Annotated in this window: 17 protein-coding genes; 10 read left to right on the plus strand and 7 right to left on the minus strand. The window is 71.8% G+C overall.

Going from position 1 to position 15,262, the window contains the following annotated elements:
* Window positions 1-8: 8 nt before the first annotated feature.
* Both RGQ06_RS03510 and RGQ06_RS03515 read right to left on the minus strand, forming a co-directional pair.
* A complete protein-coding gene (locus RGQ06_RS03510; RefSeq protein ID WP_432429271.1) occupies window positions 9-863 on the minus strand; it encodes an LLM class F420-dependent oxidoreductase in 855 nt (284 codons plus the stop codon).
* Between the two features lie 27 nt (window positions 864-890).
* On the minus strand, window positions 891-1,193 hold the full coding sequence (locus tag RGQ06_RS03515) for a metal-sensitive transcriptional regulator (RefSeq protein WP_432429270.1): 303 nt from the start codon (window positions 1,191-1,193) through the stop codon (window positions 891-893).
* Window positions 1,194-1,251: 58 nt separating this feature from the next.
* Between RGQ06_RS03515 and RGQ06_RS03520 the strand changes: the two genes are divergently transcribed.
* The 3 genes from RGQ06_RS03520 (at window position 1,252) to RGQ06_RS03530 (ending at window position 4,508) form a co-directional block, all read left to right on the plus strand.
* Complete coding sequence (locus tag RGQ06_RS03520) at window positions 1,252-3,495, plus strand: heavy metal translocating P-type ATPase (RefSeq protein ID WP_432429269.1); 2,244 nt, start codon at window positions 1,252-1,254, stop codon at window positions 3,493-3,495.
* Entirely contained in the window at window positions 3,467-3,664 is a 198-nt protein-coding gene (locus RGQ06_RS03525) for a heavy-metal-associated domain-containing protein (RefSeq protein WP_432429268.1), read from the plus strand. Before RGQ06_RS03520 ends, RGQ06_RS03525 begins: the two co-directional genes overlap by 29 nt.
* A 154-nt stretch (window positions 3,665-3,818) precedes the next feature.
* Window positions 3,819-4,508, plus strand: a complete 690-nt coding sequence (locus RGQ06_RS03530) for a hypothetical protein (RefSeq protein WP_432429267.1) — start codon at window positions 3,819-3,821, stop codon at window positions 4,506-4,508.
* Between the two features lie 64 nt (window positions 4,509-4,572).
* Here RGQ06_RS03530 and aat read toward each other — a convergent pair whose 3' ends face one another.
* Window positions 4,573-5,244: a leucyl/phenylalanyl-tRNA--protein transferase gene (gene aat, locus RGQ06_RS03535; RefSeq protein WP_432429266.1), complete on the minus strand. Its 672-nt coding sequence runs from the start codon at window positions 5,242-5,244 to the stop codon at window positions 4,573-4,575.
* A 224-nt stretch (window positions 5,245-5,468) separates the two neighbouring features.
* Window positions 5,469-6,317 (minus strand): 3-hydroxyacyl-CoA dehydrogenase family protein, encoded by an 849-nt coding sequence (locus RGQ06_RS03540; RefSeq protein WP_432429265.1) that lies wholly within the window; start codon window positions 6,315-6,317, stop codon window positions 5,469-5,471.
* A 120-nt stretch (window positions 6,318-6,437) separates the two neighbouring features.
* Between RGQ06_RS03540 and RGQ06_RS03545 the strand changes: the two genes are divergently transcribed.
* Window positions 6,438-6,968, plus strand: a complete 531-nt coding sequence (locus tag RGQ06_RS03545) for a methyltransferase domain-containing protein (protein WP_432429264.1) — start codon at window positions 6,438-6,440, stop codon at window positions 6,966-6,968.
* A 108-nt stretch (window positions 6,969-7,076) separates the two neighbouring features.
* Window positions 7,077-8,720, plus strand: coding sequence for an ATP-binding protein (locus tag RGQ06_RS03550; RefSeq protein ID WP_432429263.1), 1,644 nt, complete (start codon window positions 7,077-7,079; stop codon window positions 8,718-8,720).
* Here RGQ06_RS03550 and RGQ06_RS03555 read toward each other — a convergent pair.
* Window positions 8,686-9,639 (minus strand): peptidylprolyl isomerase, encoded by a 954-nt coding sequence (locus tag RGQ06_RS03555; protein ID WP_432429262.1) that lies wholly within the window; start codon window positions 9,637-9,639, stop codon window positions 8,686-8,688. The genes RGQ06_RS03550 and RGQ06_RS03555 overlap by 35 nt on opposite strands.
* A gap of 199 nt (window positions 9,640-9,838) precedes the next feature.
* Here RGQ06_RS03555 and RGQ06_RS03560 point away from each other — a divergent pair, with 199 nt between their 5' ends.
* The 3 genes from RGQ06_RS03560 (at window position 9,839) to RGQ06_RS03570 (ending at window position 12,786) form a co-directional block, all read left to right on the plus strand.
* On the plus strand, window positions 9,839-10,324 hold the full coding sequence (locus RGQ06_RS03560; RefSeq protein WP_432429261.1) for a transcriptional regulator: 486 nt from the start codon (window positions 9,839-9,841) through the stop codon (window positions 10,322-10,324).
* Between the two features lie 157 nt (window positions 10,325-10,481).
* Window positions 10,482-11,696, plus strand: coding sequence for an aspartate kinase (locus tag RGQ06_RS03565; protein WP_432429260.1), 1,215 nt, complete (start codon window positions 10,482-10,484; stop codon window positions 11,694-11,696).
* A gap of 64 nt (window positions 11,697-11,760) precedes the next feature.
* Complete coding sequence (locus RGQ06_RS03570; RefSeq protein WP_432429259.1) at window positions 11,761-12,786, plus strand: aspartate-semialdehyde dehydrogenase; 1,026 nt, start codon at window positions 11,761-11,763, stop codon at window positions 12,784-12,786.
* 20 nt (window positions 12,787-12,806) lie between these two features.
* Here the strand turns inward: RGQ06_RS03570 and RGQ06_RS03575 are convergent, their stop codons facing one another.
* Window positions 12,807-13,085 (minus strand): MazG nucleotide pyrophosphohydrolase domain-containing protein, encoded by a 279-nt coding sequence (locus tag RGQ06_RS03575; protein WP_432429258.1) that lies wholly within the window; start codon window positions 13,083-13,085, stop codon window positions 12,807-12,809.
* 65 nt (window positions 13,086-13,150) lie between these two features.
* On the opposite strand from RGQ06_RS03575, the gene RGQ06_RS03580 reads away from it, so the two are divergent.
* Window positions 13,151-13,924, plus strand: a complete 774-nt coding sequence (locus RGQ06_RS03580) for a hypothetical protein (RefSeq protein ID WP_432429257.1) — start codon at window positions 13,151-13,153, stop codon at window positions 13,922-13,924.
* 9 nt (window positions 13,925-13,933) lie between these two features.
* On the opposite strand, the gene RGQ06_RS03585 is transcribed toward RGQ06_RS03580, so the two are convergent.
* Window positions 13,934-14,365 carry a DUF1992 domain-containing protein gene (locus RGQ06_RS03585; protein ID WP_432429256.1) on the minus strand — a complete coding sequence of 144 codons (432 nt, stop codon included), beginning with the start codon at window positions 14,363-14,365 and terminating at the stop codon, window positions 13,934-13,936.
* A 58-nt stretch (window positions 14,366-14,423) separates the two neighbouring features.
* Between RGQ06_RS03585 and RGQ06_RS03590 the strand changes: the two genes are divergently transcribed.
* Complete coding sequence (locus RGQ06_RS03590; RefSeq protein WP_432429255.1) at window positions 14,424-15,254, plus strand: MBL fold metallo-hydrolase; 831 nt, start codon at window positions 14,424-14,426, stop codon at window positions 15,252-15,254.
* Window positions 15,255-15,262 lie beyond the last annotated feature (8 nt).

Genomic DNA, 15,262 nt, shown 5'->3' on the forward strand with positions numbered 1-15,262 from the left:
GGTGCCGGTCAGGGCGCGGCGGTCAGCAGCTCGGCGTAGCGGTCGAGCAGGGGCAGCACCGTGTCGGCGTCGCCGGGAGGCAGGCCGAAGACCGCCCGGGAGACACCGGCCGACGCCAGCTCCTCGAGCGCCTCGGGACGAGCAGGGGTGGCGAACTGGCCCAGCTCCACCGTGGCCGGGTCGCGGTCGACCGCCTCGCACGCCGCCCGCAGACCGTCGAGCTGGTCGACGAGGGCGTGACGGCCGGCGATCGGCATCCACCCGTCGCAGAACTCGGCGATGTGGGCGAAGGTCTTCGGTCCGGCGGCCCCGCCGAGGATCACCGGCGGGTGCGGTCGTTGGACCGGCTTCGGCCAGGACCACGACGGCTCGAGGTGGACGTGTTCACCATCGAAGCTCGCCTCGTCCTGGGTCCAGAGCTGCTTGCAGGTGAGCACCCGCTCCCGCAGCACCTCGCGCCGGTCGGCGTAGCGCACGCCGTGGTGGGCGAGCTCCTCCTTGTTCCAGCCGTAGCCGATGCCGAAGAGGAACCGTCCGGCGGAGATCCGGTCGACGGTCGCCACCTCCTTCGCGAGCCAGATCGGGTCGCGCTGGGCGACCAGGCAGATCCCCGTCCCGAGCTTCAGCGTGGACGTGACGGCGGCGCAGGCACCGATGCTGATCAGGCTGTCGTGCGTCCGCCAGTACTCCTCGGGGAGCGGCGGCGCACCTTCCCGGCCGCCCCAGGGGGTCGCCCGTGAGGTCGGGATGTGGGAGTGCTCGGGGAACCAGAGCGACTCGAAGCCCCGAGCCTCGACCTCCCTGGACAGCGTGACCGGATCGATGGCCTTGTCGGTCGGGAACATCATGACGCCGAGGTGCATGTCGGCACCGTAGGGGCCGGCGCGAGCTCAGGTCCGCAGCATCCTCGACACGGCAGACATGACCTCTTCGACCTTGGCGTCGAACTCGTCCACGGCACCCTCCTCGCTGCCGGAGGTGGCCTCGGCCGCATCCTTCACGCAGTGGCGGATGTGCTCGTCGAGCAACCCCATGCCCACGCCCTGGAGCGCCTTGGTGACCGACGCGATCTGCGTGAGCACGTCGATGCAGTAGGTGTCCTCGTCGACCATCCGCTGCAACCCGCGCACCTGGCCCTCGATGCGCCGGAGGCGAGCCTGGTACTGGTCCTTGTTCATCGTGTAGCCGGGCATCTGGCCATCATACCAGATAGGGGTTGGGGGTATGAGACATCGGTGGTACGGTGACCGCATGCGCACCAGGGTCGATCTCCCCGTCGAAGGCATGACCTGTGCGGCGTGCTCCGCTCGCATCTCCCGAGGCCTCAACAAGCTCGACGGCGTCGAGAACGCCAACGTCAGCCTGGCGTCGGCCCGGGCCACCGTGATCTTCGACGACGAGCGGCTGGCCAGCGACGACTTCGAGGCCGTCATCACCAAGCTCGGCTACTCGGTCCCCGAGGAGGCCGACCACGAGGCGGCCGAGGCCGAGTGGATCCGCACGATCACCCGACGCCTGGTGATCGCCGCCGTGCTCAGCGTGCCTGTCGTGGCGCTGTCGATGATCCCGGCCCTCCAGTTCGACGGCTGGGCGTGGGTCGTGTTCGCCCTCACCACCCCGGTCGTGTTCGTCAGCGGCATCGGGTTCCACCGGGCCGCGCTGCTCAACGCCCGCCATGGCGCCGCCACCATGGACACCCTCGTGTCCATCGGCACCCTCGCCGCCTACCTCTGGTCCACCGTCGCCCTGTTCTTCCTCGGTGCCGGCGACAGCACGATGGACATGAGCATGGCGGGCATGGGCGATCCGGCCACCGGCGACGCCCACGTCTACTTCGAGACCGCCGCCGTGATCATCACCTTGATCCTGCTCGGCAAGTGGTTCGAGGCCCGGGCCAAGCGCCGCAGCGGCGAGGCCATCCGCGCCCTGGCCGACCTCGGCGCCCGCACCGCCACGCTCGAGGACGGCAGCGAGATCGCCGTCGACGACCTCGCCGTCGGCATGCGCTTCATCGTGAAGCCGGGCGAGAAGGTGCCCACCGACGGCCGCATCGTCGACGGCGCGTCCGCCCTCGACGAGTCCATGCTCACCGGCGAGCCCGTGCCCGTCGACAAGTCGGTCGGCGACGAGGTCATCGGCGCCACGGTGAGCACCGACGGCCGCTTGGTCGTCGAGGCGACCCGGGTCGGCGCCGACACCGCGCTCGCCCAGATCGTGCGCATGGTGGAGGAGGCCCAGGGCAGCCAGGCCCCGGTGCAGCGCCTCGCCGACCGCATCTCCGCGGTGTTCGTGCCGATCGTGCTCCTGATCGCGTCCGCCACGCTCGCCGGCTGGTTCCTCACCGGACACGGCGCGGACGATGCCTTCACCGCCGCCGTCGCCGTCCTCATCATCGCCTGCCCCTGCGCCCTCGGCCTGGCCACCCCCACCGCGATCATGGTCGGCACCGGACGGGGTGCCCAGATGGGCGTGCTCATCAAGGGCGGCGAGATCCTCGAGCGCACCCGCTCCGTGGACACCGTCGTCTTCGACAAGACCGGCACGCTCACCGAGGCACGCATGCAGCTGGTCTCGGCCGAGTCGCTCGACCCCGACGTCGACGATGCCGTGCTGCTGCGCCGGGCCGCGTCGCTCGAGGCCATGAGCGAGCACCCGATCGCGACGGCCATCGCCGCCGCCACCACCGACCACCGACCCGTGGAGGGCTTCCGCAACCTCGCGGGCAAGGGCGTGCACGGCACGGTCGACGGCGTCGACGTCCTGGTCGGACGTCGCCTGCTGTTCGACGAGGTCCCGCCCGAGGTCGAGGCCGCCGCTGCGGCCCAGGAGGCCGAGGGCCGCACCGCGGTGCTCGCCGGCTGGGACGGGCGGGCCCGAGGCGTGCTCGCGGTGTCCGACACCGTGAAGCCGAGCGCGGTCGAGGCCGTCTCGGCGCTGCGCGAGATGGGGCTCGAGACGGTGCTGCTCACCGGCGACAACCGCCGCACGGCTGAGGCCGTCGCCGCCCAGGTCGGCATCACCACCGTGCTGGCCGAGGTCCTGCCCGACGACAAGCTGGCCGAGGTCCGCCGCCTGCAGGACGCCGGCCGGGTCGTGGCCATGGTCGGCGACGGCGTGAACGACGCACCGGCGCTCGCCGCCTCCGATCTCGGCATCGCCATCGGCACCGGCACCGACGTGGCCATCGAGGCCTCCGACCTCACGCTCGTCAGCGGCGATCCCCGCGGCGTGGCCGACGCGATCGCGCTCAGCCGCCGCACGCTGTCCACCATCAAGGGCAACCTGTTCTGGGCCTTCGCCTACAACACCGCCGCCATCCCGCTGGCCGCCTTCGGCCTGCTCGTCCCGATGATCGCCGCCGGCGCCATGGGCTTCTCCAGCGTCTTCGTCGTCACCAACTCCCTGCGGCTCCGCCGGTTCCGCAGCACCCGATCCGCCCCATCCCCCGAGCGAGAGGAGTCGACCCATGTCGACCGAGACCTACAACGTGCCTGACATCTCCTGCGGCCACTGCGTCGAAGCGATCACCGGCGCCGTGAAGCCCCTCGACGGTGTCGAGTCCGTCGACGTGTCCATCGACGACAAGACCGTCACCGTCGCCGGCAGCTTCGACGACGCCGCCGTCCGCTCGGCCATCGACGACGCCGGCTACGACGTCGCCTGAACGTCCTGGGGCTGTGGCGTTGCGCTGATGCAACGCCACGACCCCGGTTCCCTGACCGCCGCACCTGCGGTCACTTCCGGTCTGGGCTGGGTCGATCGGATCATCTGTGAACTGGCCCCTCAAGGACGGCTGACGACGCGCCGAAGTCGCGTCCATGATCCGCACCGTCGCAGCCATCTTTGCCAAGAAGACCGCCATCGTCGCCATCACGGGTGTCACCGTGATCGGCGGCGCCAGCTTCGCCCTCGCCGAGGTCGTCGCGACCGACGAGCCCTCCGCTGAGGAGGAGATCGTCGTCGAAGAGACGGACGAAGGCACCGATGACGGCACGACCGACGACGGCACGACCGACGACGGCACGACCGACGGGACCGACGACGACACGACCGACGGCACGACCGACGGGACCGACGACGGCACGACCGACGGGACCGACGACGACACGACCGACGACACGACCGACGACACGACCGACGGCACGACCGACGGCACGACCGACGGGGACGACCTCACTGGCGGGGACGAGCTCACCGGCGAGGTCACCGAGGAGCCCGAGGCTCCGAAGGACAACCACGGCGCCGTCGTCTCCGCCGCCGCCAAGGGCGGCGCACCGTGCGACGACTTGGAGGCCAACGGCTTCAAGAACCACGGTCAGTGCGTGGCCAGCGTCGCCGGCGGCAAGAAGGCGCCGACCGAGCCCAGCGAGCCCGTCGCCGACGAGTCCGAGGACACCGTCGAGGCGCCCCCCACCGAGGACACCGTCGAGACGCAGGCCGTCGAATCCGCCGAGAAGCCCGGCAAGGGCGGCCCGCCGGCCGGCAAGGGCAAGGGCGGCAAGGGCTGACCGACCGGGTGTTCCGTGGTCGCTGCCAGAACGGTCGGCGGCCGCGACACCACCACTGCCAGAACTAGGTGAAGGCCGGCGGCATCGGCAGGCGCAGCGCAACGCTGAGCCTGTCGATGTAGTCGTTCCGGGCGACGTCGATCGCGCCGAGGGAGCGGAGGTGGTCGGTGGTCCACTGGACGTCGAGCAGGCGGTCCACGCCATCGGCGGACAGGACGTCGACCAGGCCGACGAGGGCGACCTTGGAGGCGTCGCGCTGGTGGTGGAACATCGACTCGCCGGCGAAGAGGCCGCCGACCGACACGCCGTAGAGGCCTCCGGCGAGCGTGCCGTCCTCCCGTGACCAGGCCTCGACGCTGTGGGCCCAGCCGAGGCGGTGCATCTGGCGGTAGGCCTGGCGGATCTCCTCGGTGATCCAGCCGTGCGGGCGCTTGGGGTCGGCGCAGCTGGCGACGACCTCGTCGAAGCAGGTGTCGACACGGATCTCGAAGCGGGCGCACGACCGGCGCAGGGACCGGGACACCCGCAACCCGTCGAGCGGGAGGATCCCGCGGGGGTCGGGCGACCACCAGGCGAGCGTCCGGCCCCGGTCCACCTGCATCGGGAACAGCCCGCTGCGGTAGGCGTGCAGCAGCGTGCCGGGCGAGAGGTCCCCACCGACGCCGACCACGCCGGACTCGTCGGCCGTGTCCACGTCGGGGAACGACCAGGCGCAGGGTGGGGGCTCGACGGGCATCGGGCCGATTCTCTCCGACGCCTGGCTGGTCAGCCGATTCGTCCTCCCGCACCCCTGGTGGATCGCAAGGAGATCGTCACATCCGCGCGGTCTGCGCCGGACGGAACGGGGGATGGAAGTGCCGTTGTCGCACCCAGCCCACCAGCAGGACGCACGACGACGAAGGCCCCGGCACCGCCGGGGCCTTCGCTCGTCCTCGGGTGCGGGTCGGGCCCGCGGCCGGATCAGTACTCGTAGAAGCCGGCGCCGGACTTGCGGCCGAGGTGGCCGGCGCTGACCATGCGGCGCAGCATCGGGGAGGCCGCGTAGTGCGGGTCACGGAACTCGTCGTAGAGGGCGTCGAGGATCGACAGCGAGGTGTCGAGGCCGACCAGGTCGAGCAGGGCGAAGGGCCCCATCGGGAAGTTGGCCCCGCCCTTCATGGCCGAGTCGATGTCGTCGCGGTTGGCGGTGCCGTTCTCCAGCATCCGCACCGCGTTGTTCAGGTACGGGAACAGCAGGTGGTTCACGATGAAGCCGGCGCGGTCCTTGACCTCGACCGGGGACTTGCCGCACGCCTCGGCGAACTGGCGCACCTCGGCGATGGTCGCGTCCGACGTGACCAGCGTCTTGATGATCTCGACCAGGCTCATCATCGGGGCCGGGTTGAAGAAGTGCACGCCGCAGACCCGCTCCGGACGACGGGTCTCGACCGCCATCTCGATCACCGACAGCGTCGAGGTGTTCGTCGCCAGGATGGCGTCGTCCTTGCAGTGGTGGTCCAGGTCGTTGAAGAGGGCGACCTTGGTGGCGAGGTCCTCGACGACGGACTCGATCACCAGGTCGCAGTCGGCGAGGTCGTCGAGCTTGGAGGTGGCGGTGACCCGGGCGACGGCCGCGTCGGCGTCCTCCTGGCTCATCCGCTCCTTGGCGACGAGCTTCTCCAGGGACTTCTGCATGGCGGCCACGGTCTGCTCGGCCGATTCGTGCTTGCGGGAGCGCAGCACCACGTCGAAGCCGGAGGTCGCTGCGACCTGTGCGATGCCGGACCCCATGATCCCCGAACCGATGATGCCCACGCTCTTGATCGTCATGCGTCACACCGTACCGAGCGGTAACCAGGGGCCCGAAAAAGCGAGACTGAGCCCATCGCGGACTCCGGCATCATCCCCACCGGGTACGAGCGCACGCTCCCGCCCGAGGCCCAGCTGCTCGTGCGCGCCCGGCGCCGCGCCCTCACCCGGCGCGGTCGGGGTCGCCTCCTCGACCTCGGCGGCGCCGACATGCACCGCACCCTGTGGGCCCGGGCCGACGGCGTCTCCGACGCGACGGTGCTCGACGGCGCCGGCGACCCCCGCCTCGCGGCCCTGGCCGACGCCGGCGAGCGGTTCGACACCGTCGTCTCGGTGTTCCAGCTCGCCGCCAGCGCCGACCTCAGCGAGACGCTGCGGTCCCTGCGCCAGGTGCTCGCCGACGACGGCCGGGTCCTGTTCATCGAGCCGGGCTCCCAGGTCGGCCTGCCCGGGCGCATCCAGCGCCTGGTCACCCCGCCCCTCCGCGGGCTCACCGGCTGGCGGCCCGACCGCGACATCCCGGCCGAGCTGCGCGTCGCCGGCCTCTCGGTCATCGACATCCGCCGGCACCGGGTCCCGACCCTGCAGCTCTGGCTGCGCCAGGTGCTCGAGGGCGTCGCCCACCACGCCCTGCCGCCCGGCGAGGGCGCACCTCCCGCCGAACCCGCCTGATCGTCCCTTTCGCACCGAAGATGACCCGAACGGGTCATGGCGGCGCGGGCCGGACGAACGCGACACTCACCCCGTCGGCCGGCGGCGTCGACACTGCCCGGAGGACAGATGGCCAACAGGTTCCCCGATCCGCACCAGCGAGGCGCGCTCCTGCAGGGCGCCACTGCCGTGCTGGCCGTGGTCGCCGTCGTCGTCGCCCTGGTGCAGGGGGCCGTGCTGACCGCGGCCGTCGCCGCGGTGGTCGCCGCCCTCGTCGGCCTCGAGGTCCGTCGACGCGGCCAGGTCACCCTCACCGCCCCCGAGCTGGATCGCCTGCGCGAAGCCGAGCTCGCCCTCGCCCGGGCCACCGACACCCACGAAGCGGCACGGGAGCTCGCCGAGCACGCCATCGCGCTGCTCGGTGCCCGCAGCGCCGTCGTGCTCATCGAGGGCATCGGCGACACCGTGCGGGTCGCCGCCGGCCCGACCGCCACCGAGGACGTCTACGGCTCCGGGTCCCGGATGCGGCTGCTCGACGACGCCGGCCTGCCGTGCGGCTCGATCGCCGTCTCCGCCCGGGCCGACGGCCGGCCCTACGCCGCCCGCCACGAACGCATCCTCGACGCCCTGGCCGAGCGGGTCTCCACCACCCTCCACCAGCTGTCCCTGCTGACCGACGTCAGCACCGAGCGCCGCACGCTGGCCGATCTGGTGGGCTCGTCCTCCGACGGCATCTTCTCGGTCGCGTCCGACCTCCGGGTCCGGGCGTGGAACCCGGCGATGGAGGCGATCACCGGCGTGCCCGCCGACCTCGCCGTCGGCGAGCACGTGAGCCAGTCGTTCCGCCCCACGGCCGAGAACGGCGAGCCGGCCACCGGTTCGGCAGATCCCGGGCGGGCCGGACGGCCGGTCACCGGCGTGGTGCTGCAGATCGAGGCCGGGGGCGAGGAGCGGTGGCTCACCTGCTCGTACGCGCCGCTCTCCGACGGCGGCTACGTGGCGGTGGCGAGGGACGAGACCGCCCGCAAGAAGCTCCAGGACGACAAGGACGGCTGGATCGCCCAGGTGTCCCACGAGCTTCGGACGCCGCTCACGCCGATCAAGGGGTTCCTGCACACCCTGGCGCGGCGCGACGCCGAGCTCACGACCGAGGACCGGGCGCGCATCTACGAGATCATGATCCGCGAGGAGCACCGGCTCGAGGCCCTCGTCGACTCCCTGCTGCGCTCCACCCAGCTCGACGCCAGCGGCATGGTCGTCGAACGGACCGAGGTCGACTGGGCCGACCGCGTGCTCGAGCAGGTCGAGCTGGTCCGCCGCCAGGATCCCTCCCGCACCATCACCCTCGACGTGGATCCCGATGCCGGGCCGGTGCTGGCCGACGAGGGCCTGGCCGTGGGCGTCCTCACCAACCTGCTGTCCAACGCCTTGAAGTACGCCGAGGGCGACGGGGCCGTCGAGGTGGTGGTCGAGGCCGACGGTGACGAGCTCATCACGAGCGTCATCGACCACGGCCCGGGCATCCCGCGCTCGGACCGCACCCGCGTGTTCGACAAGTTCACGCGTCTCGGGAACCACCTGACCCGCGCCCAGCAGGGCGTGGGGCTGGGCCTGCACATCGCCAAGCAGTCCATCGAGCGCCTGGACGGGCGCATCTGGGTGGATGAGACGCCGGGTGGGGGCGCCACGTTCCGGTTCACGCTGCCGCGGACCGAGCGGTCCCGGCGGCGGTCGCCGCTCAGAGCTCCAGGATCTCCACGGACTCGATCGTGACGTCCCGGCTCGGCGCGCCGCCGAGCCCGCTGTCGTCGGCCTCGTGCAGGCCGATGATCTCCTGGAGCACGTCGAGGCCCTCGACCACGTCACCGAACAGCAGGTAGGTGCCCTGGCTGTCGAGCAGCTCCACGTTCGGGCCGGTGCTGAAGAAGAACTGCGCCGAGGACGAGTCCGGCCCCATCGAGCGGGCCATGATCAGCTGGCCCTCCTCGTAGGTGAAGGGCCCGGTGTACTGGCCGGTGGCCGGGTCCGACGCGAACTCGCCGCCCTCGTCGGGGATGTTGTAGCCCGGCCCCTGGTCGGTGTTGTCCTGCGTGTGGGGCGAGCCGCCCTGGATGATGTCGATCGAGGGGTCGGTGCGGAACAGCAGCGTGTCGTCGTAGTAGCCGTAGCGGGCGAGGGCGACGAAGTTGTTCACCGTGTTCGGCATCTGCTCCTCGAGCAGGTCGACGAGCACCTCGCCCTCGGTCGTGGTGAAGCGGGCCTGGTAGTCGACGCCGTCCTCCAGGCAGTCCTGGAACGGGCCGTCGAAGTCGATCTGGCGCTCGGCGGACCCGTCGGCCGGCGGGCACTCCGTGTCGCCGGGCTGCACCCCGGCGACCGTGGTCTCGGTCGTCTCGGACGTCGCCTCGGTGGTGTCGGTGGTGCCGTCGTCCTCGGTGGCAGTCTCGCCGTCGGTGGCGGTCTCCTCCTCGGTGCCGTCGGTCTCGGGGTCGTCCACGGTGGCGACCTCGTCGTCACCGCCGTCGTCGGACGTCAGCACCGAGTAGCCGATGGCGAAGGCCAGGAAGGCGGCGATGCCGAGGCCGATCAGGATCCCGCGACGGCGGGTGGCCTGGCGCTGCTCCTGGCGGCGCAGCTCTTCGATCTTCTCGTGTCGCGCCTGCTTCTGGCGCTCGCGCTTGGAGGTACCCACGGGCGCGGACCGTACCCGCCCCGCCCGCCGGAGCGCGAGTCACACGGAGCGCAGCGATGCCGTCCCGAGCCGTGGCCGTCCGCACGCAGCCAGGCCACCTGCGCCCCGCGCGTGACCTGCGCCACGCCCTTCGCTACGCTCCGTGCAACCTGAGGGCGGATCCGTGTGCGCACGGTCGGATGGAGTGCGGGAGGCTGTGATGGCAGGCGACGACGACAGCCTCTCCTCGTTCTCTGTCGAGGTCGGCCAGCGCCTGCGCGCCGTACGACGGCTGCGCAAGCTGTCCCTCGACGACGTCGAGCGGGAGAGCGGCGGGCAGTGGAGCGCCTCGGCCATCGGCGCCTACGAGCGCGGCTTCCGCAACCTGAGCCTGCCCCGCCTGCGCGAGCTGGCCGAGTTCTACGACGTACCGATGTCGGTGCTCCTCGGCGAGAGCGACGACGACGACGACAGCGACCGGCCCTCGAAGGTCATCCTCGACCTGGTCGCCCTGTCCGGCATCCCCGAGGCCGAGGCCGTGCACCGCTACGCCCGGTCCATCATCCTCGAGCGGGGCGACTTCAACGGCCGGGTGCTCTCCATCCGCCGCGACGACCTGCGCGCCATCTGCTCGCTGCTGCACTCGACCGAGACCCAGACCCTCCAGCAGCTGCGCGACTGGGACGCCCTCGTCGAGACGCTCTGACTGGGCTTCCTCGCTCCTTCGTCGCTGCGGGGAGCCCCACGTACACGGAGTCGGCGTCCATCCCCGCGCAGCCCGCTCGCCGGCGCTCCGCTCCGGCCTGACGGCACCATCGGGGACTTTGGCCGCGTGCACCGTGGCCTCGGTAGGTTCGACCGCCGTGATCACGGTCCAGAAGTTCGGCGGCACGTCGGTGGCCGACCCGGAGCGCATCCGGGAGGTGGCCGAGCACGCCGTGCGCACGAAGCGCCGCGGCACCGATGTGGTGCTGGTGGTCTCGGCCATGGGCAAGGAGACCGACTCGCTGCTCCGCCTCGCCGACGACGTCTCCACGACCCAGCCCGGCCGGGAGATGGACATGCTCATCACCGCCGGTGAGCGCAAGGCCATGGCGCTGGTGGCGATGGCCATCAGCGACCTGGGCGTGCCGTCGCAGTCCTTCACCGGCTCCCAGGCCGGATTCATCACCGACACGACCCACAAGGACGCCAAGATCCTCGAGCTGCGGCCCGAGCGCATCGCCGACGCGCTGGCCGAGGGCTACATCCCGGTCATCGGCGGCAGCCAGGGCGTGTCGCTCGAGCGCGACGTGACCTTCCTCGGCCGGGGTGGCTCCGACACCACCGCCGTCGCCATCGCCCACGCCCTCGGCGCCGAGTTCTGCGAGCTCTACACCGACGTCGCCGGCGTCTACTCCGCCGATCCCCGCATCGTGTCCAAGGCCCGCCGCATGGCCGAGATCAGCTTCGACGAGCTCCTCGAGATGACGGCGACGGGCTGCCCCAAGCCGGCGATGCGCTCCGTCGAGTTCGCCCGCCGCCACCACGTCAAGCTCCACGTCCGGTCCGCCTTCACGTGGGAGCCGGGCACCATCGTCACCGAGGAGACCACCGACATGGAACAGGCCGTCGTCAACGCCGTCACCCACGACACCTCGGAGGCCAAGGTCACCGTCTCCGGGGTGTCAGACCAGCCGGGCGTCGCCGCGCAGATGTTCACGTCCCTCGCCGGCGCCGGCGTGAACGTGGACATGATCGTGCAGAACGTGTCCGACCACGGCCGCACCGACATCTCCTTCACCTGTCCCCACTCCGACGCGGAGCGGGCCACCGAGCTCATCAACTCGCTGTCGGGCCACGTCGGCAACGCCGGCGTCGGCTTCGACCACGACATCGGCCGGGTGTCGGTCGTCGGTGCCGGCATGAAGTCGAACCCGGGCGTCGCCGCGAAGATGTTCCAGGTCCTGGCCGACAACGACATCAACATCGAGATGATCTCGACCTCGGCCATCCGCATCTCCTGCGTGATCCAGCAGTCCCAGGTCGAAGACGCCGTCCAGGTCCTGCACACGGCGTTCGGCCTCGACGCCGACTGAGGACCCGCTGAGGTCCTGACATCTCGATGTGAGACGCGCGGCCGAGGCCCGTACCCTTGGTCCCATGCGCGTAGGAATCCTCGGAGCAACCGGCCAGGTCGGTGCCGTCATGCGGCGCCTCCTGGCGGAACGAAACTTCCCGGTCGACGAGCTGCGGTACTTCGCCTCGGCCCGCTCGGCCGGACGCACCCTGCCGTGGGGTGACACCGAGATCACCGTCGAGGACTCCACCGAGGCGGACTACTCCGGCCTCGACGTCGTCCTCGCCTCCGCCGGCGCCACCGCCTCCCGGGCCCTGGCCGAGCGCATCGCCGCCTCCGGCCCCGTCGTGATCGACAACTCCTCCGCGTTCCGCATGGACGACCGCGTGCCGCTCGTCGTACCCGAGGTCAACGCCGACGCGCTGGACGACCTGCCCATCGGCATCGTCGCCAACCCGAACTGCACGACCATGGTCGCCATGCCGGTGCTCAAGCCGCTGGCCGACGAGGCCGGCCTCGAGGCCATCGTGGTGTCGACCTACCAGGCCGTCTCCGGCGCCGGCCTCTCCGGCGTCGAGGAGCTCGACTCCCAGGTCCGCAAGGTCGGCGACGACGCTCCCCGCCTGACCCACGACGGCCGGGCCGCGGAGTTCGGTGAGCCGGACAACTTCGTGAAGCCGATCGCCTTCAACGTCCTCCCCTTCGCCGGCGACCTCGTCGACGACGGCCTCGAGGAGACCAACGAGGAGCAGAAGCTGCGCAACGAGTCGCGCAAGATCCTCGGCCTTCCCGACCTGCTCGTCTCCGGTACGTGCGTGCGGGTACCCGTGTTCACCGGCCACTCGCTGTCGATCAACGCCCGCTTCTCCCGTCCGATCTCCCCGGACCGGGCCCGCGAGCTGCTGGCCGGCGCCGCCGGTGTGCAGCTGGCCGACGTGCCGACCCCGCTGGACTCGGCCGGCATCGACGACACCCTCGTCGGCCGCATCCGCGTCGACCCCACCGTCGAGCACGGCCTCGCCCTGTTCCTGTCGGGGGACAACCTCCGCAAGGGCGCCGCGCTCAACACGATCCAGATCGCCGAGGAGCTGCTCCGCCGCCGGAGCTGACCGCGTTCCTCGGTTCCGCGTCAGCAGTCGCAGGGCATCGAGGCGCACACCGGGCAGCCGGCCGCGTAGCGCTGGGCGGCCTCGTCCAGGCTGAGCCCGAGCTGGTGGGCCAGCGACGCGACCCAGGCGATGACGTCGCCCAGCTCGTGGAGCTGCTGCTCGGGCGTGCCCTTGCGGGCGGCTTGGGCCAGCTCCCCCACCTCCTCGCACAGCCACGCCACCGTCGGCGCGGTGCCCCGATCGGCGTCTCGCTCGCCGTAGGTGGCGGCGATGGTGGCCTGGAACGCTGCGATGTCCACGACCTCGGAGCGTACCGGCGGACCATCCACCCATCGCCGGGACGCCAGGTCCACACTGGCCCCAGATGCGGTTCCGGCTCGGGGGATGTGCCGTCGCACTGGTGCTGGTGCTCAGCGCCTGCGGCGTGGGCAGCGGGTCCGACAGCGCGGCACCCGACGTGGCTGCGGCCGAGACGATGGAGCTCGTCGAGCTGGCGAGCGCACGGGACACCCTGCCGCCGGCTCCGCACGCCGCCACCTCGCTCACCGTGCTGCTCACCCACTCCGGTGGCGCGGCCGACCCGGGCCTCGATGCGGCCGCCGCCGCCCTCGCCCAACGTCCCGACATCCGGGTGGCCATCGCGGCAGCAGGGACGTCGTCGGATGGCGGCATCACGATGAGCGGCTTCCCGGTCACGGGCGTGAACGGCACCGATCTGGTGGCCTCGTCGATCGCCGCGACCGGCCACGTGCCCGAGCTCGTCGTCGTCGGCATCGACCGCACGGACACCCCCGGAGCGGCGGAGGCGATTGCCGCTGCGGCGGCCGACGCCGGCGTCCCGGCCCTCGTGGTGGTGGTGGAGGGCGGCGACCAGGTCGACCACGCCGCGGCGGCGATGCAGCTGCTCGAGGTGCTCGACCTGGAGCTCGATGCCCTCCTCGATGAGCCGGCAGCCGTCCACCGGCTCGTCGTGCCGAGCTGTCGGTCGGGCTCGCTGCGCGGGCGCCTCGTCGTGCGGCCGACCCCCACTGCGGCGCCGCTCGGCCCCTCGGACTGCACCAGCGCCGACCGCTCCGTCCCCGATGACGAGGCCTCTGCGGTGGGCGCGGGCTACGCCTCCCTGAGCCGACTGCCCTGACGCAACGGGTCAGGGGCCCTCGGCCGCGCCCCGCAGTCGGCGCCAGCGCTCGAGCACCTCGTCGACCGGGAGGGGGCCGAGCGTCGTCGGCGGTCCCGAGACCGTGGTGCGGTTCACCGTCCGGATCCGGTCGTTGAGGTGCTCGACCAGCGAGCGCACCTCGGCCTCGGTCGCCAGCGCGCCGAGCGAGCCGAGCGCAGCGTCCACGTCGATGCGGATCTGGATCGCCGGCGGCGGGGGCGGCGCAGCGCGCTCGCGGCGGAGCTTGTCCCGGATCCAGGCCATCTCGTCGCGGCGAGCGTCGAGGTCGCGGATCGGCCGACCGGCGCCGGGGAGGCCGTCGAAGTCGCCGCGCTCGATCGCCTCGGCGATCTGACGCTCGATCCAGCGCTCCCAGGAGACCCCGGGCGGCTTGCGTGCCGACGTCGCTCCGTCTTCCACCCCGGCGACGATAGGAGAATCATTTGACAGTTGGGCTCGCAGATGTTCGGCTGTCCGGATGCCCCTCTCCGTGACGCTGCTCGGGACGGGCAGCCCCCTCCCCGACCCGAACCGGGCCGGCCCGTCGACCCTCGTGCAGGCCGGCGGCACGAACCTGCTGGTCGACGCCGGGCGGGGATGCGTCATGCGCCTCGCCGGCGCCGGGCTCTTCCCGAGCATGGTCACCGGCGTGCTCCTGACGCACCTGCACAGTGACCACATCTGCGCCCTGAACGACGTGATCACGTCGCACTGGGTGACCAGCCAAGCACCGACCCCTCTGCCGATCCACGGACCTCCGGGCACCGCGGCGGTGGTCACCGGCATCGAGCAGATGCTGCAGCCCGACGTCGGCTACCGGATCGACCACCACGACGACCTCACCGCCGGCCCGCAGCTCGAGGTGGTGGAGCACGAGCCGGGCGAGACCTTCACGATCGGCGCATGCACGGTGACGACCCACGCCACCGACCACCGCCCCGTGGAGCCGACCCTCGGCTACCGGATCGACCACGACGGCGCCGTCGCGGCCATCGCCGGCGACACCGTCCCCTGCGCGGGCCTCGACGAGCTGTGCGCCGGCGCCGACCTGTACGTCCAGACGGTGATCCGGGAGGACCTCGTCGCCCTCGTGCCCAACGCACGGCTCCAGGACATCCTCGACTACCACTCGACCGTGGTCCAGGCGGCCCAGACCGCGGCGCGGGCGGGGGTCGGCACGCTCGTCCTCACCCACTACGTGCCGCCGATGCAGCCGGGCCAGGAGGACGCGTGGCGGGCCATCGCCGCCGAGCACTTCGACGGGACGATCGTCCTCGGAGACGATCTGACCCGGGCCGACGCTTCTTGACCGCGCGG

This window comes from Salinilacustrithrix flava (genome assembly GCF_041228405.1).
GTDB classification, from domain to species: domain Bacteria; phylum Actinomycetota; class Acidimicrobiia; order Acidimicrobiales; family Salinilacustritrichaceae; genus Salinilacustrithrix; species Salinilacustrithrix flava.